22 protein-coding genes are annotated in these 21,129 nt (G+C 41.6%); 12 read left to right on the forward strand and 10 right to left on the reverse strand.

Features of this window, described 5'->3' with window-relative positions:
* The first annotated feature begins 127 nt into the window (after nucleotides 1-127).
* The 4 genes from CWC04_RS11905 to yacG all read left to right on the forward strand — a co-directional run bounded on the left by CWC04_RS11905 (nucleotide 128) and on the right by yacG (nucleotide 3,753).
* On the forward strand, nucleotides 128-1,030 hold the full coding sequence (locus CWC04_RS11905) for a prepilin peptidase (protein WP_138685526.1): 903 nt from the start codon (nucleotides 128-130) through the stop codon (nucleotides 1,028-1,030).
* A gap of 1 nt (nucleotide 1,031) precedes the next feature.
* Entirely contained in the window at nucleotides 1,032-1,652 is a 621-nt protein-coding gene (gene coaE, locus CWC04_RS11910) for a dephospho-CoA kinase (RefSeq protein WP_138685527.1), read from the forward strand.
* A gap of 146 nt (nucleotides 1,653-1,798) precedes the next feature.
* Nucleotides 1,799-3,475 carry a type IV-A pilus assembly ATPase PilB gene (gene pilB / locus CWC04_RS11915; protein WP_138685528.1) on the forward strand — a complete coding sequence of 559 codons (1,677 nt, stop codon included), beginning with the start codon at nucleotides 1,799-1,801 and terminating at the stop codon, nucleotides 3,473-3,475.
* Between the two features lie 47 nt (nucleotides 3,476-3,522).
* Nucleotides 3,523-3,753, forward strand: a complete 231-nt coding sequence (gene yacG / locus CWC04_RS11920; RefSeq protein ID WP_138685529.1) for a DNA gyrase inhibitor YacG — start codon at nucleotides 3,523-3,525, stop codon at nucleotides 3,751-3,753.
* Between the two features lie 67 nt (nucleotides 3,754-3,820).
* Here the strand turns inward: yacG and CWC04_RS11925 are convergent, their stop codons facing one another.
* Entirely contained in the window at nucleotides 3,821-4,312 is a 492-nt protein-coding gene (locus CWC04_RS11925) for a Spy/CpxP family protein refolding chaperone (RefSeq protein ID WP_004588607.1), read from the reverse strand.
* Nucleotides 4,313-4,487: 175 nt separating this feature from the next.
* Here CWC04_RS11925 and CWC04_RS11930 point away from each other — a divergent pair, with 175 nt between their 5' ends.
* The 3 genes from CWC04_RS11930 to CWC04_RS11940 are packed head-to-tail and all read left to right on the forward strand — an operon-like array spanning nucleotide 4,488 to nucleotide 7,520.
* Nucleotides 4,488-5,177: a response regulator gene (locus CWC04_RS11930; protein ID WP_004588608.1), complete on the forward strand. Its 690-nt coding sequence runs from the start codon at nucleotides 4,488-4,490 to the stop codon at nucleotides 5,175-5,177.
* Nucleotides 5,155-6,570 carry an ATP-binding protein gene (locus CWC04_RS11935; protein WP_039972343.1) on the forward strand — a complete coding sequence of 472 codons (1,416 nt, stop codon included), beginning with the start codon at nucleotides 5,155-5,157 and terminating at the stop codon, nucleotides 6,568-6,570. Before CWC04_RS11930 ends, CWC04_RS11935 begins: the two co-directional genes overlap by 23 nt.
* Before the next feature lie 2 nt (nucleotides 6,571-6,572).
* Nucleotides 6,573-7,520 carry an alpha/beta fold hydrolase gene (locus CWC04_RS11940; RefSeq protein ID WP_138685530.1) on the forward strand — a complete coding sequence of 316 codons (948 nt, stop codon included), beginning with the start codon at nucleotides 6,573-6,575 and terminating at the stop codon, nucleotides 7,518-7,520.
* On the opposite strand, the gene CWC04_RS11945 is transcribed toward CWC04_RS11940, so the two are convergent.
* Nucleotides 7,480-8,397: a cation diffusion facilitator family transporter gene (locus CWC04_RS11945; RefSeq protein WP_029773365.1), complete on the reverse strand. Its 918-nt coding sequence runs from the start codon at nucleotides 8,395-8,397 to the stop codon at nucleotides 7,480-7,482. The two genes, CWC04_RS11940 and CWC04_RS11945, sit on opposite strands and share 41 nt — an antisense overlap.
* A gap of 108 nt (nucleotides 8,398-8,505) precedes the next feature.
* Between CWC04_RS11945 and trmL the strand changes: the two genes are divergently transcribed.
* Nucleotides 8,506-8,970: a tRNA (uridine(34)/cytosine(34)/5-carboxymethylaminomethyluridine(34)-2'-O)-methyltransferase TrmL gene (gene trmL / locus CWC04_RS11950; RefSeq protein ID WP_004588612.1), complete on the forward strand. Its 465-nt coding sequence runs from the start codon at nucleotides 8,506-8,508 to the stop codon at nucleotides 8,968-8,970.
* Between the two features lie 98 nt (nucleotides 8,971-9,068).
* On the opposite strand, the gene gpsA is transcribed toward trmL, so the two are convergent.
* The 4 genes from gpsA to CWC04_RS11970 are packed head-to-tail and all read right to left on the reverse strand — an operon-like array spanning nucleotide 9,069 to nucleotide 11,320.
* Nucleotides 9,069-10,076, reverse strand: a complete 1,008-nt coding sequence (gpsA, locus tag CWC04_RS11955) for an NAD(P)H-dependent glycerol-3-phosphate dehydrogenase (protein ID WP_138685531.1) — start codon at nucleotides 10,074-10,076, stop codon at nucleotides 9,069-9,071.
* A gap of 3 nt (nucleotides 10,077-10,079) precedes the next feature.
* Nucleotides 10,080-10,565: a protein-export chaperone SecB gene (gene secB, locus CWC04_RS11960; protein ID WP_138685532.1), complete on the reverse strand. Its 486-nt coding sequence runs from the start codon at nucleotides 10,563-10,565 to the stop codon at nucleotides 10,080-10,082.
* A gap of 34 nt (nucleotides 10,566-10,599) precedes the next feature.
* Nucleotides 10,600-10,857 (reverse strand): glutaredoxin 3, encoded by a 258-nt coding sequence (grxC, locus tag CWC04_RS11965; RefSeq protein WP_004588615.1) that lies wholly within the window; start codon nucleotides 10,855-10,857, stop codon nucleotides 10,600-10,602.
* Between the two features lie 31 nt (nucleotides 10,858-10,888).
* The gene (locus CWC04_RS11970) at nucleotides 10,889-11,320 is read right to left on the reverse strand and encodes a rhodanese-like domain-containing protein (RefSeq protein WP_138685533.1); all 432 of its coding nucleotides are present in this window, start codon (nucleotides 11,318-11,320) and stop codon (nucleotides 10,889-10,891) included.
* Nucleotides 11,321-11,900: 580 nt separating this feature from the next.
* Between CWC04_RS11970 and gpmM the strand changes: the two genes are divergently transcribed.
* From gpmM to CWC04_RS11990, 4 genes are all read left to right on the forward strand, one after another.
* Complete coding sequence (gpmM, locus tag CWC04_RS11975) at nucleotides 11,901-13,445, forward strand: 2,3-bisphosphoglycerate-independent phosphoglycerate mutase (protein ID WP_138685534.1); 1,545 nt, start codon at nucleotides 11,901-11,903, stop codon at nucleotides 13,443-13,445.
* A 3-nt stretch (nucleotides 13,446-13,448) separates the two neighbouring features.
* The gene (locus tag CWC04_RS11980) at nucleotides 13,449-14,588 is read left to right on the forward strand and encodes a murein hydrolase activator EnvC family protein (protein ID WP_138685535.1); all 1,140 of its coding nucleotides are present in this window, start codon (nucleotides 13,449-13,451) and stop codon (nucleotides 14,586-14,588) included.
* Between the two features lie 36 nt (nucleotides 14,589-14,624).
* Nucleotides 14,625-15,890, forward strand: coding sequence for a S41 family peptidase (locus CWC04_RS11985; protein WP_138685536.1), 1,266 nt, complete (start codon nucleotides 14,625-14,627; stop codon nucleotides 15,888-15,890).
* 197 nt (nucleotides 15,891-16,087) lie between these two features.
* Nucleotides 16,088-16,849: a divergent polysaccharide deacetylase family protein gene (locus CWC04_RS11990; RefSeq protein WP_138685537.1), complete on the forward strand. Its 762-nt coding sequence runs from the start codon at nucleotides 16,088-16,090 to the stop codon at nucleotides 16,847-16,849.
* A gap of 154 nt (nucleotides 16,850-17,003) precedes the next feature.
* Here the strand turns inward: CWC04_RS11990 and rpoH are convergent, their stop codons facing one another.
* The 4 genes from rpoH to ftsY form a co-directional block, all read right to left on the reverse strand.
* Nucleotides 17,004-17,867 carry an RNA polymerase sigma factor RpoH gene (gene rpoH, locus CWC04_RS11995; protein WP_004588621.1) on the reverse strand — a complete coding sequence of 288 codons (864 nt, stop codon included), beginning with the start codon at nucleotides 17,865-17,867 and terminating at the stop codon, nucleotides 17,004-17,006.
* Nucleotides 17,868-18,127: 260 nt separating this feature from the next.
* Nucleotides 18,128-19,114 carry a permease-like cell division protein FtsX gene (gene ftsX / locus CWC04_RS12000; protein ID WP_004588622.1) on the reverse strand — a complete coding sequence of 329 codons (987 nt, stop codon included), beginning with the start codon at nucleotides 19,112-19,114 and terminating at the stop codon, nucleotides 18,128-18,130.
* Nucleotides 19,111-19,788, reverse strand: coding sequence for a cell division ATP-binding protein FtsE (gene ftsE / locus CWC04_RS12005; protein WP_004588623.1), 678 nt, complete (start codon nucleotides 19,786-19,788; stop codon nucleotides 19,111-19,113). Before ftsE ends, ftsX begins: the two co-directional genes overlap by 4 nt.
* Before the next feature lie 231 nt (nucleotides 19,789-20,019).
* Nucleotides 20,020-21,129: signal recognition particle-docking protein FtsY (ftsY, locus tag CWC04_RS12010; RefSeq protein WP_138685538.1), on the reverse strand; the 1,110-nt coding region annotated here is incomplete at its 5' end.

The raw sequence follows: 21,129 nt of genomic DNA on the forward strand, positions 1-21,129 counted from the left end.
TAAGCTGTAAGCTGTAAGCAAAATTTCAAACGCTAATTAATAGCTCGCAAGATAAAATGAATAGTAAGAACTATTCAACAAAGCAAAATAAAATTGGCCTATAAATGGCCTGAAGTTAGGTATTTTAATGGAAAATTTTTTTCTTGATATAACCACTGCGATGCAAAGTCAACAGTGGTTTTATTTAACCACCGTTGGCTTAGTTAGTTTATGTGTAGGTAGTTTTTTAAATGTAGTTATTTATCGACTGCCGTTAATGATGCAGCGAGAATGGCAAAGTGAATGCAGGTTACTATTAGAAGATGAGCTAACAACCAAACCTACACAAGCCAGTAACAGTGAGCCATTTAATTTAGTAAAACCTAATTCTACCTGCCCTAAATGCAAAACCGCCATTAAGCCTTGGCAGAATATTCCTATTATTAGTTGGATTGTACTTAAAGGTAAATGTGCTAATTGCAGTAACCCTATATCAGCGCGTTACCCGATAGTTGAAGCCATTACCGCACTATTAAGTTTAGTTATTGCCTACAGTTTTGGGGCTACTGAAAACGCCCTTTTATATATTTTTGTTACCTGGATTTTAGTGGCGCTCACCTTTATTGATATTGACCACATGCTACTGCCTGACCAGCTCACTTTGCCTTTAGTATGGCTTGCGCTTATAGCCGCTGTAATGGGTATAACAATAAGCCCTGGCGATGCGATAGTAGGGGCCGCATGCGGCTATTTAAGCCTGTGGAGTGTGTTTTGGTTATTTAAGCTATTAACCGGTAAAGAAGGCATGGGCTATGGCGATTTTAAGTTACTGGCCGTATTTGGCGCACTGCTTGGCTGGCAGTCACTATTAACCATTATTTTGCTTTCAAGTGTGGTGGGCGCCATTATTGGTATTGCCCTTTTAAGTATCCAAGGTAAAGACAAAGCAACCCCTATCCCATTTGGCCCCTACTTAGCTATCGCGGGTTGGATAACCCTGCTGTGGGGCGCTCAAATTCAAGCTGCGTATTTTAATTTAATTGGTTATTAGTATGAATGAGCCAGCAACTAAAATAAACAATTGGGTATTGGGTTTAACAGGCGGTATTGGCTGCGGTAAAACGGCTGTTAGTAATATGTTTGAAGAACTGGGTATTTGCGTTGTTGATGCCGATATTATTGCCCGCCAAGTAGTGGCCCCTAATAGCACAGGGCTAAATGCAATTATTGAACACTTTGGCGAGGGTATTTTACTACCCGATGGCACATTAAACAGAGCAGCGCTGCGCACTAAAATATTTACCAACAATGATGATAAAGAGTGGCTTAACGCACTATTACACCCGCTTATTCGGGAGAAAACACTCACCGATTTAAATAATGCAAGCAGTGCTTATGTTGTATTGGTTGCACCATTATTGTTTGAAAATAAACTTAACAAATACTGCAACCGTACTTTATTAATTGATGTACCACAGTCTGTGCAGATTGAACGTACTATAAAACGCGACAATATTAGCCTTGAGCAGGTAAATAGCATTATAGCGTCACAAATGCCACGGGAAGAAAAACAACAAAAAGCCGATGATATTCTAAATAATGACCGCGATTTATCACTTGTTCATGCAGAACTTGTTGTTCTTCATAAAAATTACCTACAATATGCAGTATAAAATACAACTAATGCCCCTTAATGCGGTCATAACAACATAAACTCGTAATTTGGTTAGCAAAAAAGGTGTTGATAAGCACGACGAATTTAATCACCTGCTTTTTTCTGATAAATTGTTAACTATTGAAGGACTAAAATAGGTGCGCAATGAATATTAACTCACCGTTATTAAGAAAATTTATAACGCTTGGCCGCATTGATGCCGATACCGTAAAAGCAAAACAGCAAGAGTTTGCCTCAACCGCTGAGCTTATATCTAAATGTGGAAAAATTGACAGCAACGACTTAGCTGAACAATGTATAGACTTATTTCGCGTACCGTATTTTGATTTAAAAGACTTCGACCCTGCACAAATCCCCGAGGACTTAATCAAAGAAAAACTAATACGTAAACACCATATTTTACCGCTGGTTCAAAAAGGCAGAAAAGTATACATTGCCGCCTCAGATCCAACTGACTACGGTGCCTTTGAAAACTTTGAATTTAGCACCGGCTTATCGTGCGAAATAGTCGTGGTTGACTATATTCAGCTGGATAGCAAAATTGAGCAACTACTTGATGCTGCAGGCAGCTTAGATTTAAGCGCCGATGAATTTAAAGAGTTTGCCGACTTAGATACTGAAGGCCCTAAAGAAACCACACCTAAAGATGATGATAAAGACGATGCGCCAATCATTGTTTATATCAATAAAATTTTAATGGATGCCATTAAAAAAGGCGCTTCTGATTTACACTTTGAACCTTACGAGCACAAATACCGTATTCGCTTTCGTATTGACGGTATTTTGCATGAAGTTGCCAACCCACCCAATACATTAGCAAGTAAGCTATCGGCGCGTATCAAAGTAATGTCGAGGCTCGATATTGCTGAAAAACGTAAACCACAAGATGGCCGTATTAAATTAAAAATTACCGAGCGTAAAAGCATCGATTTTCGTGTAAGTACTATGCCTACGTTATGGGGCGAAAAAATAGTAATGCGTATTCTTGATTCATCAAGCGCTATGCTAGGTATTGATGTATTAGGTTACGAAGAGGATCAGAAAAAGCTTTATATGGATGCGCTTGGGCAACCGCAAGGCATGATACTAGTTACCGGCCCAACGGGCTCTGGTAAAACCGTATCGCTTTATACCGGTTTAAATATACTTAACCAGCCAGAGCGTAACATTAGTACCGCCGAGGATCCGGTTGAGATAAACCTTGAAGGGGTTAACCAAGTACAAATTAACCCGAAAGCCGAAATGACCTTTGCTAACGCCCTGCGTGCATTTTTACGTCAAGATCCAGATGTAGTGATGGTAGGTGAAATACGTGACCTAGAAACCGCAGAAATTTCAATTAAAGCGGCGCAAACAGGTCACTTAGTGTTATCTACACTACATACCAACTCAGCACCCGAAACCATAACGCGTTTATTAAATATGGGCGTGCCTGCGTATAACGTTGCAAGCTCTATAAGTTTGATTATTGCCCAGCGCTTAGCTAGGCGTTTATGCCCTAAGTGTAAAACCCCAGAAACACTGCCAGCAGAAGAATTGGCTCGTCAAGGATTTAGCACAACACAAATTGAAGATATGACACTATACGCACCCAAAGGCTGCGAAAATTGCACCGATGGTTACAAAGGCCGTGTGGGTATTTACGAAGTAATGCAAATTACCCCTGAAATTGCACAAATTATTATGCGCGGTGGCAACTCGCTCGAAATCGCAGAGGTATCGCTACAAGCTGGGTTTAATAACTTGCGATTATCGGGTTTACGAAAAGCCGCCGATGGTTTAACGTCTCTGGCTGAAATTAATCGCGTAACCAATATGTAAAAGTGATAGCCCTAATTAGGGCTAAAACACATTGTAGAGAGTAAAGTATGCCAACAATTGTTAACTGTCCAACCTGTAAAAACAAAGTTGAATGGTCACAGCAAAGCCTACATCGTCCTTTTTGTTCTAAGCGTTGTCAGCTTATTGATTTAGGTGAATGGTCTTTTGAGAACAATAAAATATCAACGCCTATTACCTCGGCTAACCAAATTAGCCAAGATATGATTGAAGATATTGAAGAGATGATGGCAAAAAACGATGACGACTTTTTTAAATAAGCGTTTTTCACCCTCTTAAACGACAAAAGCCAGCATTAAGCTGGCTTTTTAGTGTGTAATCTATAAATTAGTCTCTTTGCTTACGGTGTTTTTTACCCATACGCTTTTGCATTTTTGCAAACTTTTCTTGCTGCTCTGCGTTAAGTACCTGCATTACTTGATGCTGTGTTTTTAGCTTAATTAAGCCAAACTCAGTGCCTTTTTCGTGGCGTGCAGCTAATAGCTCTTTTGCAGCGTTTTCGTCAAATGTTGGTGCGCTAAGTAGAGCATCCATTTTCTCTTTTTGAGCCTTGCGCTGTGCTTTACGGGCTTCTTTATCATCGCCGCGCAGTGCTTTCATCTGTGTTTTTTGCGCTTCAAAAATAGCTTCAAGCTTAGTTTGCTGTTCTTGCGTTAAATCAAGCTTGTCGGCACCGCGCTCAGATAATAAAAAACGCGCTTGAGAATGGCCTTGCTTATCGTGCATGCCGCCTTTTGCTAATACGCTACCGGCGCCAAGTGTAGCCGTTGCTAGACCACAAATAAGTACTAATTTTGAAAGTGTATTTACTTTAGTCATAATCATCACCTTAATATTGGATGGATTGAATTTGGTTGTGGCTGCTTAGCCAGTGAGTTAACTATACCTCTTGCAACGCAAAGTAACGCAAAGCAGTGTAAAGGTTGTGTAAAGATTCACTTTTGCACAATTTAAGAAGTAAAATAACCATATAGAAATTGCCTAAGGGTTTGAAATGAAGCTATTAATGATTGATGACGACACCGGTTTGTGCGAACTACTTACTGAATATTTAGCCGCGCAAGGTTTTGACGTACAAAGCGTTCACGATGGTGAGCAAGGTTTAAAGCTTGCTCTATCAAATGACTACGCGCTGATATTGCTTGATGTCATGCTCCCCACCCTTGATGGCTTTGAAGTACTTAAACAACTTAGGCAAACAAAGCTAACACCGGTTATTATGCTTACTGCAAAAGGCGAAGACTTTGACCGCATTTTTGGCTTAGAGCTAGGCGCAGACGATTACATACCCAAGCCCTTTAACCACCGTGAGTTACTTGCCCGTGTAAAAGCCATTACCCGCCGTATAGAGCACATAAATAGCCTAAACGTTGCAACGCCTAGCAAAATGAATATAAATGGCATTACAGTTAATTTGGCAGCCCGAGAGGCCGCTATTAACGAGCACACCCTCACGCTTACTGGCACAGAGTACGAAGTACTGGTGTTATTAATCAAAAACGCCGGCGAAGTTGTCAGTAAAGAGCAAATAAGTGAAGAAGTATTAGGCAGGCGCTTAGCTTCGTTCGACCGCTCAATTGATATGCACGTTAGCAATATTCGAAAAAAAATAGCTGAGCATATTCAAGGCGAGCGAATAAAAACAATGCGAGGTACAGGTTATGTCTTCATCCAAGGTGAGTAATAAACATTACTTTGCATGGCTAAAGCACCCTCGACATTATTTATTTTTTAAAATATTTATTTGGTTTTGGCTAACAATAACAGGCACAGTGGCTGCGCTTATATTTTTAAGCAACATTACGGCAATTAATGCAGTAAGCACCGAGCCTTTGCGTGGGCCAATGAAAAAAAACCTAATTTATACTGCTAAAAGCATTGAGCGAAGCGCCACTAAGCACAAACGCACCCTTGCTGATGTTTTATCGCACCCTAGGCTTTCAAAACGAAAAATTTTATTTTTAGGCGCGGCACAACCCGAAGACGCATTAAGCAATAAAGAGATCCCCGCTGAAATAGATTTAAACTTACTTAGCTTTAGTCAAAACTTGGCGCCACAGGTCATTTTTACCGAAAAATACCAAGCTTTCGGCCCTGTTAATATTAGCGTGCCAGAGGGGCAGTTTTACCTCTACGAAATAGACATTAACCACCAACCTCCTTTGCTCATGCGCTTCAAGTTAATGCCGAATTGGATGAAAGTACTCGTGGCTATTTTTGCCTCTTTAATCCTGAGTTTTATTTTTAGCCGCAATTTAATCGCCCCAATTAACAGCCTTAAAAAAGCAGCTATAAAACTTTCATCTGGCGATTTGTCAGCGCGAGTTGCCATACCTGCAAGCAGAAAAGACGAGTTAGGGGTACTTGGGCGCGACTTTAACAGCATGGCTAATCAGCTTGAGCAACTTATTAGTGCCCAAAAGCGCTTACTGGCTGATATATCTCATGAATTACGCTCCCCGCTTACGCGTTTAAAAATGGCAACAGGCCTTGCACAAATGCAAGCCAACGAGGCAAGCCAATCGTATTTATTACGTATAGAAAAAGAAGCAAACCAGCTTGATAAAATGATTGCCGACGTACTGCAAGTGTCGCGTTTAGAAGCGCAAAGCCAAACACTGTCACTACAAAAGCAATCGTTAAAAGATATAGTAGAGCACGTATTAAACGATGCGCAGTTTGAAGCAAAGCAAAATACTAAAACACTTACTTTTAGTGGCAATGCCGATGTAATGCTAAGCTGCGATGAATCATTAATTGCCAGCGCACTCGAAAACCTATTACGTAACGCAATAAAATACGCGCACAGCAACATTAGCTTTAACGTACACTATAACAACCAAATCTATATAGAGATTTGCGACGATGGCCCTGGCGTTCCAAATGAGCAACTGAGCAAGCTTTGTGAGCCCTTTTTTAGGCAATCAGACGCTCGCGACAGAGTAAGTGGCGGCACAGGGCTTGGCTTAGCTATCGCTAAAAATGCTATTATTGCCCACGGCGGTAGTTTAGCGCTATCTAATAAAGAAAAAGGCGGGCTTTGTGCCAATATCACCCTGCCACTAATTAAAGAGTAAGCATGTTTTACAGTACCGAATCAGCGCTTGAAAGTAACCAAGCACGCATTAATCACTTTTACGAAAATGTACTTAATAAAAACTATTTTAATGCATCTGAAGGTAAACTGTTTTTTGCTTACGCAGTGCCAGAAACAGCTAACACTGCCATAGTAATTAGCTCTGGGCGCATAGAAGGGCTTGAAAAATACAAAGAGCTGCTGTGGGAGCTTTACACTAATAACTATGCGGTATTTATAGCCGACCACCAAGGGCAAGGCCGCTCGTATCGACCGTTAAAAAATAAGCACAAAGGGTATGTAAAACGCTTTAGTGACTACAGTGCCGACTTAGATTTATTTAATCAACATATTGTAAATAAGCACTGGCAAGGCAAAAAAATATTATTAGCCCACTCTATGGGCGGCGCTATAGCGTACGATTATTTTGCAAATTACCCGCATACTTTCAGCGGTGCGTTTTTATCAGCGCCCATGTTTGATATTTACACTAAAGGTATTCCTAAACCGGTGGCTAAATTTATAGCCCGCGCCGCCACAAAGCTCGGTTTTGGCTACAGTTATGCGCTAGGGCAAAACGATTACAACCCAGAAGAATTTGCGCTTAATACCTTAACCAGCAGCCAAGTGCGGTACAACCTATTTAGGCTCACTTATCAGCAACAGCCTCTTTTACAGTTAGGCGGCGTTACATATGGCTGGTTAAATGCAAGCTTTGCTTTTATGTCTGCCGTGGATACCCACACAATCAACCTCCCTATTTTTATTGCCAGCGCACAAAACGATGAAGTGGTTGATAACAACGCGCAACAAAAGCTCGTAAATAGGCTCCCTAATGCCGAGCTGAAAAGCTTTGCTGAGGCTAAACACGAGTTATTGTTTGAACGCGACGAAATTAGAAAACCTATGCTTATGCGCTTGTATCAGTTTTGTTCTTCGTTTGATACTTAGGTACCACCGAAAGCGGATCTAGATGAATTAAAATATCAACCTCAGAGTCAAAGCGCTCGGCAAGCGCCTTTTCTACATCGTCAGCCACATTGTGGGCACGTATTAAACTTAAATGATCATCAAGCTCTAAGTGCATTTGCATAAACTTAATTTTACCGCCTTGGCGAGTGCGAATATCATGTACACCGTGTACATCTTTATGTGCGTTAGCAATATCTAAAATACTTTGCTTTTCGTCATCTGGGAGTTCTTTATCCATAAGATGATCGGCACTCTCACACGCAATATCCCAACTGTTATAAAGTAAGTAACCGGCAACGCCTATGGCAAACAGCGGATCTGCGTATAACACCCCATAGTACGAGAGCAAAATAGCAAGTAATACCGCGGCATTTAAAATTAAATCCCCTTTGTAATGCACCGAGTCTGCTTTAATAGCGATGGATTCGGTATGCTTAACCACTTTGATCTGAAAAAACACAATCACTAACGTACAAGCAATAGCAAATATACTCACCCACACACCTAACAGTGAATGACTAAGCACAATTGGGTTAAATAATCGCTCAATACCATGAAACGCCAATAAGCACCCCGACCCTGCTATAAACGCAGCCTGGCCAAGTCCGGCTAGGGCTTCTGCTTTGCCATGACCAAAACGGTGATCGTCATCTGCTGGGCGCAGTGCATACCCTAGCACTAAAAAGCTCATGGCCGTGGCGGTAATATCCATTAATGAATCGGTTAATGAGCCAAGCATAGAAGCTGAACCCGATGCCAACCATGCCCAGGTTTTAGCGGCTATCATTAAGCTAACCATAACCATGGTAACTATGCTTGATGTTTTAACCCAAAATTCGTAACTACGGTGATGCACGTTAATATTCACTACTTGCGGTATTCAATGGCGCGAGTATATCATTTTTTTTACCGGTTTCGTGTATACTGCCACTCGTCAAATTATAGATTAATAGAAAGGCGCATTATGCTGGATATCGTTTTATATCAACCTGAAATTCCACCAAATACAGGAAATATCATACGCTTGTGTGCAAACACAGGTTACTCATTGCATTTAATTGAGCCATTAGGTTTTGAGTGGGACGATAAGCGAGTAAAACGTGCCGGGCTAGATTACCACGAGTTTAGTAACGTACAGCGCCATGCCTCGTTTGAAGCCTACCTTGAAAAGTGCCAACCTAAAAAAGTGTATGCATGCACCACTAAAGGCAGCCAGTTTCATCACGAGGCCAGTTACCAAGCAGGTGATTGCTTAGTATTTGGACCCGAAACTCGCGGTCTCCCCGATGAGATGATTCAAGCGCTGCCTAACGATCAGCGTGTGCGCATTCCTATGCAGCCCAATAGCCGTAGTATGAACCTATCTAACGCTGTGGCGGTATTTGTTTATGAATCATGGCGCCAGCTAGGCTTTCCTAACGCGCAATAAGCACCTTGTACCAAACAATAAAAAACCGACATAGCGTCGGTTTTTTTAATAGCACAGTATGTTCATGCTTTTAATAAAGTGGGCATTATATGCTCACTTTATTCAGCGCGCTGCTCTCGGCCTAATAGTGCCATGGCGGCTTCTTTCATATCTTTATTTTCATAAAGTACTTTATAAATTTGCTCAGTAATGGGCATTTCTACACCGGCGCGTTGTGCTAATAAATACACTTCTTTTGTGTTTCTAAAGCCTTCAACAACTTGCCCGATAGACTCAATAGCAGCATCAACCCCTTCACCTTTACCTAAAGCCAAACCAAAGCGACGGTTGCGCGATTGATTGTCGGTACATGTTAAGATTAAATCGCCAAGTCCAGCCATACCCATAAAGGTTTCTTGCTTTGCACCTAAGGCACACCCTAAGCGCGTTAGCTCAGCTAAGCCGCGAGTGATCAGTGCAGTACGTGCATTAGCACCAAAGCCCACCCCATCAGACATACCAGCACCAATGGCTATTACGTTTTTAACCGCGCCACCTAACTGAATGCCAATAAAGTCATCGTTGTTGTACACGCGGAACGAGCGCCCACAATGGAGTAAATCTGCAAGTTGTTGCGCAAACTCCGTTGAGGTAGACGACACCGATATAGCGGTAGGTAGCCCCATTGCCATTTCTTTTGCAAAGGTTGGTCCTGATAAAACCGCAAGCGGCATTTCATCACCTAGTTCCTGCAGGGCAACCTCTTGTAACAAGCGACCAGTATTTGGCTCAAGCCCTTTTGTTGCCCACGCAACTTGCGCACCTTCAACCAGCGCAGGTTTAATTTGCTGCAATGTATCTGCAAAGGCATGGCTTGGCACAACCACAAGTACAATGGCACTGCTGGCTACGGCTTGTTGTAAATCGGCTTGTAATAAAAGAGTGCCGGGGAATGGTACATCAGGAAGGTAACGTTGATTTTTCCGCTCAGCTGCAAGCGTGGCAACGTCATCGCTATTGCGACCCCAAAGTGTCACTTGGTGACCATTTCGGGCTAAGCAAATAGCAAGAGCGGTGCCGTAAGACCCCGCTCCTAATACAGTAACAGCTGAAGTTGCTGTACTCATAAATTATGCGTCTGCTGAAACCTGCTCAGCTTGCGCAGTACGTTGTTGCATGTATTGTGCAAATAACGCATCAAAGTTCACTGGCGCAAGGTTAAGCTGTGGGAAAGTACCACGGTTAACAAGATTAGATACGGCTTCACGCGCGTATGGGAATAACACGTTAGGGCAGTATGCACCTAGCATATGTGCTAGTTGTACTTCTTCAAGCTCACCAACTGTAAAAATACCGGCTTGCTGAATTTCACATAAAAACGCAGTTTCTTCACCGATAGAAGCAGTAACCGTTAGTGCTAAAACCACTTCAAACACACCTTCGTCTAGCTTATTAGAGCGCGTGTCTAGGTCTAGTTTAACTTCTGGCGTCCATTCTTTTTGAAAAATCGCAGGCGAGTTAGGCGTTTCAAACGATACATCTTTAGTGTAAATACGTTGAATAGTAAATTGTGCGCCACCTTCTTGTGCTGCTGCGTTTGGATTTTCTTCGTTCATTGTGCTTCCTACGTGTTAGTTTTTATAATTAAAATTAAGCATTTAGCTTAGCGTCAAGTTTACCTTGCGCTTCAATAGCCATCATGTCGTCGCAGCCACCGATATGTTCATCATTAATAAAAATTTGCGGTACTGTGCTTGCACCACCTGCTTTAGCAATCATTTCATCGCGAAGCTCTGGTTGAACACCAATATCAATATTTGTGTACTCAACGCCTTTACTGTTTAAAAGTGCAAGAGCACGTTGGCAAAATGGACAGTACGCTTTGGTGTATAAAACAACATTACTCATAATAAATCCTCTATCGGTACTACTAAACTGATTAGCGACCTGTTGTAGTTGGAAGGCTGGCAGATTGCCACGACCCCATACCACCTGATAATACATAAACCGATTCAAAGCCTGCTTTATGCATTGCATTAGCAATACCTTGAGCAGTCATGCCTGTGGCACATACTAGTATAATGGGTTTGCTCTTGTGCTTTTCAAGGCTTGAAAAGTCAGATTGTTTTGCTTTTTCAGGGCTTAAGTGTTCAGCACCCGCAATACGACCTGCGTTAAATTCTTTTTGAGCGCGAATATCAACTACTTTGCCATCTTCACGATTAATAAGAAGTGTTAATTGCTGTGGGTTTATTTCTCTCACTGCTGAAAACTTACTCTTTATCCAGCCGCTTACAATAAGGAATACAATACCAACCCAAGCTAGGCTTAAAATAGGATGATTTGTAATAAATTCAATATATTGATCCATTCTACTTCCACTATGAAATTATGTTCTAAACCTAGGACGTGTTGGCCTTTGTGGATTGAAATTTATTCAATCTAGGGGCGATTAAATCGCGGCGCGAGATTTGTAACCTAGTGGGCTAAGTAAAAACCAAGCAAAGCTTCCGCGTCCTGCTCACGCCCCTTACCTACATCCATGTAGGCAACAAAAAGGTAATAGCCCCTAGAAAGAACCCAACGGGCAGCGCATGTTTGGTATTTATGCTACGTTATCGCCTATTTATGGGGAATAACCACACTTCATAGGCTCTGCCTTACCTAAAAACCAAACATACTGCTGCAAATTCAGCCACCAAAGTGCAACACGCCCTAATATTCTAGGTATTTTGTACTTTAGCCACGCAAGTATACCCAAACCAAGTTAAAATGCGAGTTTGCTGCGCTTTAAAAACACATAAAGCGCCCCATATATGAAAGTAAGTAAAAAATTTAATATCTTGTTCTCAGTGCTGATTCTGGCGCTAAAACACGGTATGCTAAAACTAACCAGATAACCTTTTCGGTGCACAGTGCCCATCAACAGGTGCTAATTTTCAGGAGCTATTATGACAGAGCATAAAAAACCACTGGTATTAATGATTTTAGACGGTTGGGGATACCGCGAAGATGAGCAAAGCAATGCGATTCTTGCAGCCAACACCCCCGTTTTAGACAACCTATGGGCAACCCGTCCACGCACATTAATTTCAGGCTCAGGTTTAGATGTAGGCTTACCTGAAGGGCAAATGGGTAACTCAGAAGTAGGCCATGTAAATTTAGGTGCTGGTCGTGTTGTTTATCAAGACTTCACTCGCATTACCAAAGCAATCAACGATGGCGAATTTGACTCAACTCCTGCACTTGTTGAAAACATCGATAAAGCAGTCGCTGCAGGCAAAGCCGTGCATATTATGGGTTTATTAAGCCCAGGTGGTGTTCACAGCCACGAAGATCATATTGTCGCGAGTATTCAATTAGCCGCTAAACGCGGTGCAAAAGTAGTATATTTTCATGGCTTTTTAGATGGCCGTGATACACCACCGCGCAGTGCTAAAGCATCAATAGAGCGTATAGAAGCCTTATTTGCCGAGCTTAATTGTGGCCGCTTAGCGTCTCTTGTGGGGCGTTATTACGCCATGGACAGAGACAACCGTTGGAACCGTGTAGAAAAAGCCTACAATGTAATGGCATTAGGTGAAGGCGAATTTAATTATGCCGATGGTGTATCGGCATTAGAAGCCGCCTATGAGCGCGACGAAAACGATGAGTTTGTAGCACCAACCACCATTACGCCACAAGGCACTGAAGCAGCACAAATTAATGATGGCGACACCATCATCTTTGCTAATTTTAGAGCCGACCGCGCCCGTGAAATCACCCGTGCCTTTGTAGAGCCAGGCTTCGATGGGTTCGAAAAGAAAAAATCACCACAGTTAAGCGCATTTGTAATGATGACAGAATACTCAGCCGATATTGATGCCCCTGTCGCGTTTGGTCCTACGCCACTGGTAAACGTATTAGGTGAATGGCTTGAAAAAAATGGCAAAACGCAGCTACGTATTTCTGAAACAGAAAAATACGCTCATGTTACGTTTTTCTTTAGTGGCGGACGCGAAGATGAATTTGAAGGCGAATCACGCGAATTAATTCCTTCTCCACAGGTTGCCACTTACGACCTTCAGCCAGAAATGAATTCAGAAATGCTAACCGACAAACTTATTGAAGCTATTAAAAGCGGTAAGTTTGATGCCATTATTTGTAATTACCCGAATGGCGATATGGTGGGTCACTCTGGTGTGTTTGAAGCCGCGGTTAAAGCCTGTGAAGCTGTTGATGCATGTATAGGCCGCGTGGTAGAAGCGCTAGATGAGTTTGGTGGTGAAGCGCTTATCACAGCCGATCACGGTAATGCAGAGCAAATGGCAAATACTGCCACGGGCCAAGCTCATACCGCTCACACTAGCGAGCCAGTGCCATTTATTTATGTAGGACGCGATGCAACGCCAAGTGAAGGCAAAGCATTAAGTGATGTAGCACCTACTATGCTACACCTTATGGGCATGGAGCAACCAAGCGAAATGACCGGTACGCCAATCATGACGTTGAAATAACACATGAGCAAACCAGTAAATTGGTTTAGTGTTTATACATTTGTATTGGTTTCGTTAGTGGTTGCACCTGCAACCGCTAACGAAAACCGCACTAAAAAAGACCTATCTGAAGTGCAATCTGCATTAGAACAAAGCCAAGCAGAGTACAACGCACAGCAAAAAAAAATTGCCGCACTGCAAAAAAACTTAAAAAAACACGAGCTAGAAATAGCTAAAAACGCTAAAGCTCTCAATATGGCTGAGCAATCAGTAAAAGAAACCGAGCAAAAACAACAAACGCAGCAACAAAAAGCACAGCAATTAAAAGCGCAACACGCGCAATTTCAAGCCATTTTAGCGGCCCAGCTAAAAAGTGCTTACATGGCTGGGGGCGACGACTACCCCAAAATGCTTTTAAACCAGCAAGACACAGCTAAATTTGAGCGTACCTTAAGCTATTACAACTATTTAAATAAAGCGCGCATAGAGCAAATTGAAGAACTTAAAGTACTACAACAACAAATTGCAGAAAACCAAGCTGCACTTGCCAAAACCAAACAAAAATTAGCCGCCTTATTTGAAGAACAAAAAAGACGCCAAAGCGCGCTAGTAAATGCCCAAAGCGAGCGCCAAACTAACCTTAAAAACTTACAAGCACAGCTCAATAGCACTAAAAGCTCGATTAATTACTTAAAAGACAACGAGCAAACATTAATCACCACCATTGAAGAACTTGAGCAAGAGAAGACTCAAAAAATTGAATTACTCGGCCTTAATAAAAGTAAAGGCAAGCTTAATTGGCCCAGCAAAGGAAAGCTAAAACACACATTTGGTCAGCGCAAACATGGTGGCATAGACTGGAAAGGCGTATTAATTGGTGCAAAAGAAGGCACTAATGTAAACAGCATTAATAATGGCCAAGTTGTATTTGCTGATTGGCTTAAAGGCTTTGGCTGGGTTATTGTGGTTGATCATGGTGAGGGCTTTATGAGCCTATACGGCCATGCGCAAACATTATTAAAAGATGTGGGCGACATGGTTCGAGAAGGCGAAACGCTGGCATTAGTAGGTCAAAGCGGCGGACAGTCGAGTTCTGGTCTATACTTTGAAATACGCCACAAAGGACGCGCAGTAAATCCTGTTAAATGGTGCAGACGTATTTAAGTGAATAAAACAGCTGCACCGCATTAGGAGCAGCTGATGACTCAAAAAATACCACAAACACGCTCATTTCCCTCTTCCCGTACGCGCTATTCGTTTTTATTGTGCGCATTAACCTGTATTGCTATTTTTTGTTTTAGCAATTCATTACTTGCCAGCTCAGTTAAAGATCTTAAAAGTCAGCAAATTTCTGAAATTCTCTTCAATATTAAAGCCTATTATGTTGATGACTTATCACTTTCAAAAGGTGCGCAGGGTGCCTTTAATAATCAGCAAGTAGAAATTTTACTCGACCAGCTAGACCCTTATTCTAAATACCTCAATGAAAATGACTTAGACGCTTTGTTTAACAATACAAATGGCCATTACACTGGCGTAGGCATTGAAGTAAAAGACATTGACAGTGACATTACTATTGTCGGTGTAGTTAAAAACTCCCCAGCCAAAAAGGCCGGTATTTTAGCGGGCGATATTATAGTTAGTGTTAATGATACAAACACGCAAACACGTAGCTTAGAGCAAGTAGCTGCGTTGATAAAAGATACCCGCTTTAACGCGGTTAAACTAACAATAAAGCGCGCAGGGCAACAGCAACCAATTAGCTTTGCCGTAAATCGCAAAGAAATAAACTTAGAAAGCGCCACTAGCCAATTACTCGACTCAGGCACTGGGTATTTAGCCATAAATAATTTTTCTAATCACACCTTACATGAAGTGGCGCTGCAGGTAGCTGCACTTAAAAATGATTATCGCACGCCCCTTAAAGGGTTAGTCATTGATTTACGTGACAACCCAGGTGGTACTTTACAAAGCGCAGTGGCGGTAGCGGATCTATTTCTACAAAGCGGCACTATAGTTACTACTAAAGGGCGCTATTACGACGCTAACCAAGCCTACTACGCTAAACGAGGTGACATACTTAAAGGCTTGCCTATTGTGGTGCTTATTAATGAAAATTCGGCCTCTGCGGCAGAAATACTCGCCGCTGCTTTAAAAGACAATCAGCGCGCTACAGTGGTTGGTAATCAGTCTTATGGCAAAGGATCGGTGCAATCTTTGATCCCACTCGGTGATGGTAATACAGCGCTAAAATTAACAACTGCTAAGTACTTTACACCTGCGGGCGTATCGATTGAAGGCGTAGGAGTTACCCCCGATGTAGCAATTGCGCAAGCAACCCTTCCACAATCAAATAAAGCCGTTATAATAAAAAATGAGCAGAACAAAAATGCACCACAATTTGAACATGAAATACTGGGCGACTTGCAGTTAGTAAAAGCTAAGCAATTACTTAGCATGCAATAGTAAATAATCTGAACTCTAGGTAAGTGATTTAATAACAGAATAAATATTAACACTATTAAATTCTGCTATTCTCTAGCTATAAGTTAATAAATTCAAGGCGGTTAGCGCTAAAAATGGCTGCTGAGATAGCTTTATTACCCGGCGCTGAGATTAAAAAGTCCCCTTAATAAATTAAAAAGATAATAAAAACTATAAACGTGAAAATAATAAAATGGCTGTTGTTGGCTATCTGCTTTGTATCTAGCACTGCTTGGGCAAAGCAAATAGCCATCGTAATTGATGATATTGGCTATCATCAGCGAGATTTAGAATTTCTTACCTTACCAGGGCAATTGTCGTATTCAATTTTGCCCCACACACCCTACTCTCAAATTTTTGCCACGCTTGCCAGCCAAGCAAATAAAGAGCTTTTATTGCATGTACCTATGCAAGCCTTAAACGGTAAAGCACTCGGCCCTGGCGGGCTCACTGTAAATATGGATAAAGAACAGCTACAAAAAACTTTAGGCACCGCATTGGCAAGCTTACCGCAAGTAAAAGGGGTTAATAACCATATGGGGTCGGCTCTCACTCAACAAAGCCAAGCCATGAAGTGGACTATGGAAGTACTTAAAAAACGTAATTTATTCTTTTTAGATAGCCGTACTACCGACTTAAGCCAAGCGCAAAATGCGGCAAATTTTATCGGGGTTGAAAATATTGGCCGCCATGTGTTTTTAGACAATATAACCACGCTTGAGCAACTGCAGCAAAGGCTGGATGAGCTAAAATATAAAGCGACTAAACATCACTTTGCCATAGCGATTGCCCACCCCTACCCAGAAACCATCGACTTTTTACGCCAAGCGCTACCTGAGCTCACCGAGCAAGGCTTTGAGTTAGTTCCGGTATCGCAACTAGTGCATAAAAAATATATACAATTAGCGCAGGCGCAAGGTAAAGGGATCAACGCTAGGTAGCTTTAGGCGGTATTTTAAGTATATTTAAGCCATACAACTAAGCTAACAAAAACAATATTAAGTAGCTAAAACGTTGATTAAAATACTTACAGCCACAAAGCAAAAGCCCCGCATATTAATGCAGGGCTTTTTAAGTTTTACTATTTTTGTGCTATTAGCTCATAGCACTTTGCAGCTTTTTCATCGCTGTTTTTTCTAGCTGGCGAACACGCTCAGCAGATACACTATATTTTTCAGCAAGCTCTTGTAGTGTTGCTTTGTCATCAGACAACCAGCGTGCACTTACAATGTCTTGTGAGCGTTCGTCTAGCGTTTTAAGCGCGCTAAATAAACGAGTATGTGACTGCTCTTGCCATTGTTGCTGCTCAATATCGTCAGCTAAATCAGCTGAGCCGTCTGTTAAGTATTGTACTGGTGAATATGTACTTGTTGGTGCGTCGTCGTTATCGTCGCCCGTTAAGTCAAAGCCCATGTCTTGGCCGCTCATGCGCGATTCCATTTCACGAACTTCTTTTTCACTCACACCTAGCTCATTAGCTACAGTGCTTACTTCAGCTTGGTTAAACCAACCTAAACGTTTTTTGTTTTTACGAAGATTAAAAAACAATTTACGTTGCGCTTTAGTGGTCGCAACTTTTACGATGCGCCAGTTTTTAAGCACAAACTCATGAATTTCTGCTTTAATCCAATGTACAGCGAAAGACACTAAACGTACACCCACACTCGGGTCGAAACGCTTAACCGCTTTCATCAGGCCTATATTGCCCTCTTGGATTAAGTCGGCTTGCGGTAAACCATAACCCGAGTAGCTTTTAGCAATATGTGCTACAAAGCGTAAATGCGACATAATGAGTTGCTTTGCAGCACTAAGATCGCCTTCTTCTTGAAGTCGTGTTGCTAGCTCTTTCTCTTGCTCAGCTTTAAGCATAGGAATTGTGCTAACCGCTTGAAGGTAGCCGTCCATACTTGCGCTTTGTTGCCCAACTGTAAGTGCCATTGCGTATAAATCTTTACTCATTTTTCACCTCGGTGATAAACATTTGAAACCATCTTAGCACTCTTTCTCTAAGAGTGCTAACCCCAATTTAAAACTTTTTTTAAGCGTAAATCAAGCGGTTTTTTAGTGTATGTTAAGTCTACTACATGCGACTGAATAAGTGATGAACTAAGGGATTGCAAGAGATTAGCGCAAGCGTAACAGCGCATTTACAACTAATCTCATTTGAGGATAATAATATACAAACATGACATTTTTGAGTCAGCCATTAGCAGCCGTACTTATACTTTATCAGGCTCAATTTCTTTAATATATCGGTTAACCGATAAGTAAGAACCAATAAAGCCTAAGCTGGTTGCTAGTAATACTAATGCGCCAAACTCATTAAGCGTTAAACCAATTAACGAAAAGCTTGTTTGATACACGCCTGCAACGCTGCTTACTGCGCTAGTTAACCACCACATCATTAAGGCAATACAAATAAATGCAAACAAGCCCCCTATAACGCCATACCAAATACCGGTCCACAAAAACGGAGCGTGTATAAACGTATTGGTAGCACCTACTAACTTCATTACTTGTATTTCTTCTTTTTTGTCCATAATCGATAAACGAATCGTATTACCAATAATAAGCGTGACAGAGGTAAGAAGTAATAAAGCAATTGTGATAACGCTTTCTTTTAATAAGTCTAATAATGCATTTAGGCGCTCAAGCCAAGCAATATCAAGCTTACCAAAATCTACTTCGCGCTCGTTCTCAAGCTTTGTAAGCAGCGCTTTAGCCGCATTAGGCTGGCGATGCCGCTTAGTAGGTGTCACTAATACAACATCGGGTAGCGGGTTGCTATCTAGGTATTCTAAAGCTTGCCCAAACCCCGACACATCTTTAAATTCAGTTAATGCTTGTTGCTTAGAAATAAATTCAACACTTTCTACCTCGGCGTAAAGTGCTAAACGCTTTACTAAGGTTTGTGTTTCTTGTTCGCTCATACTTTCTTTTACAAAAAGCGATATTTCACTGGCTTCTTCAAACCCGCTACTGACTTGCTGTACATTTTTTACGACTAAATAAAGCGTTGCAGGCAATGTTAAACTTAGCCCAAGTACAGCAATTGTCATTAATGATGCAAGTGGCGTACGCCACATTTCACCTAAACTGTGCACCCCTTGGCGAAAAATATTAATAATAAAAAAATAACCGCCAGCTATGGCTGATTTTTTTTGTTTATCGTTTGAGTTTTGGCGTCCTTTAAATAACAAGCTCACAGCGTGCCCTCCGCAAGTGGGTCTTCAAGCATACGGCCATCTTTTAAAGTCAGGCTACGGTATTTTAAACGCGACACCAGACCTAGATCGTGTGTTGCTATAAGTACTGTCGTACCGTGTTTATTAAAATCTTCAAATAGCCTTAATATTTCCATAGAGAGCTCGGGGTCAAGGTTACCCGTTGGTTCATCAGCTAATAAAATAGGCGGAGAATTTACAATCGCTCTGGCAATACCTACGCGTTGCTGCTCACCACCAGAGAGTGTAGAAGGATGGCATTTAACTTTATCTAACAGCCCTACTTTATCTAGCGCACCATGGACTCGTTTAGCGATTTGTTTATGATGAGTGCCTTCAATAATCAACGGCAGTGCAACGTTATCAAACACAGTGTAACGCTCTAACAAACGATGATTTTGAAAAATAATACCAATATCGCGGCGCGCATAAGGAATTTGCCGAGAATTAACTTTATTTAAATCAACACCATTAATTAGCACGTTGCCTGCAGAGGGGCGCTCCATTAAGCTAATGAGCTTTAATAAGGTACTTTTACCCGCACCACTGTGGCCTGTTAAAAAAGCCAGTTCGCCAGGCTTAATATGAAATGTAACTTTTTCGAGAGCGCGATGCCCACCCGGATAGGTTTTACTTACTTGCTGAAAATTTATCATTTTTTATTATGCCAGTCCCAAATTAGTAAAATGGAATTCCTTAGCTAGGGCCTGTTGACCTTTCAGGATTGAAATTTGCTTTGCCTAGAGCCTATTTAATCGCGGCGCAAGGTTTATAGCCCAGAGGACTAAGTAAAACCTAGCAATAAAAAGAAATAGCCCAAAGGGCAGCGCATGTTTAATCTCAAAAGATAAACAGACCAAAAAAGGGAGCAAGCTCCCTTTTATGTATTAAGCGTCATCCTCATCTTGGCTAAATAAAGCGTCAATAAAGTCATCGCTTTTAAATGCGCGTAAATCATCAATACCTTCGCCAACACCAATGTAACGAATAGGAATATTAAATTTATCTGCAACCGCAAATATAACCCCACCTTTAGCAGTACCATCAAGTTTTGAGAGGGTAATACCGGTTAAACCAACACATTGATTAAATAAGTTTACTTGGCTAATTGCATTTTGACCTGTACCCGCATCAATGGTTAGCATAACTTCATGCGGTGCATCAGGGTCAATTTTCTTCATTACGCGGGCTATTTTTTCAAGCTCTTGCATTAAGTTATCTTTATTTTGCAAGCGCCCTGCTGTATCAGCAATTAATACATCTACATTACGCGCTTTAGCGGCTTGAAATGCATCAAACACCACCGAGGCACTATCTGCACCAGTGTGCTGGGCAATAACAGGAATGCTGTTACGCTCGCCCCACACTTGCAGTTGCTCTACGGCTGCTGCACGAAAGGTATCACCTGCGGCCAACATAACCGACTTACCTTCATTTTGAAATTGCTTAGCTAACTTACCAATGGTTGTCGTTTTACCTACGCCGTTTACACCGACCATTAATATAACAAATGGTTTTTTATCAGCATGTATCTCAAGCGGTTGCTCAGCTGTTTTAAGCATTGCGGCCATTTCTTGCTTCATTAAGTCATAAAGCGCATCGCCATCTTTAAGCTGCTTGCGATCGGCGGCATCAGTAAGGCTATCAATCAGCTTCATGGTGGTATCAACACCTAAATCGGCGGTAAGAAGCTGTGTTTCCAAATCTTCAAATAAATCATCGTCTATTTTTTTACCACTAAAAATAGATGCAAAGCCAGAGCCTATATTTACACGGGTTTTTAATAACCCTTTTTTAAGACGTGAAAAAAAGCCTTCTTTTTTAGGCTTTTCGGCAAGTTTAGCTTCTTCTTTTGCAAGCTCTGCCGTAATGCGCTCTTGCTCTAAGCGATCAGCTTCGGCCTCTGCTGCAATACGTTCTTGCTCTGCACGTTCAGCTTCTGCTTGCTCTTGCGCAATACGCTCTTGTTCTAAGCGCTCAGCTTCTGCTTGCTCTGC

This window comes from Pseudoalteromonas sp. S2893 (genome assembly GCF_005887105.1).
GTDB classification, from domain to species: domain Bacteria; phylum Pseudomonadota; class Gammaproteobacteria; order Enterobacterales; family Alteromonadaceae; genus Pseudoalteromonas; species Pseudoalteromonas atlantica.